Below are 400 nucleotides of genomic sequence, written 5' to 3'. Positions count from 1 at the left end.
CGCCCGAGATGCTCGAGCAGCTGCTGCCGGTGCTCGGCAGCCGCGGCGGCGCGCCGAACCGCACCGACGTCATCACCCTGCACGCCGAACTCATCGGCATCGAGGAGGTCGGCGCGGCCTACCTGGCGAGCGTCGAGTTCTCGGGCCTCATCCGCGAGTCGGCCGAGGAGGGCGCGGTGCCGTTCCGCGAGCTGTGGATGCTGAGCTGCGACAAGGCGGGCGCGCCGTCGTGGCGGCTGGCCCGCCAGCAAGCGCTCTTCTAGCGGCTGCCGGGAGTCAGTCGCCGTACCCGCCCGGGTTCTGCGTCTGCCAGCGCCAGCTGTCGGCGCACATCGCATCGAGGTCGCGAGTCGCGCGCCAGCCGAGCAGCTCGGCGGCGAGCGCGGGGTCGGCGTAGCAC

Annotated in this window: 1 protein-coding gene; it reads left to right on the top strand. The window is 73.5% G+C overall.

What is annotated here, in order from left to right; translation table 11 throughout:
* On the top strand, positions 1-263 hold a 263-nt coding region (locus D7Y13_RS46645; RefSeq protein WP_208734740.1), incomplete at its 5' end, for a Tim44 domain-containing protein.
* Between the last annotated feature and the right edge of the window lie 137 nt (positions 264-400).

The sequence above is a fragment of the Corallococcus praedator genome (genome assembly GCF_003612125.1).
Classification (GTDB): domain Bacteria; phylum Myxococcota; class Myxococcia; order Myxococcales; family Myxococcaceae; genus Corallococcus; species Corallococcus praedator.
The sequence above is the reverse complement of the archived record's forward strand: the minus strand, read 5'-3'. Positions and strand labels throughout refer to the sequence as shown.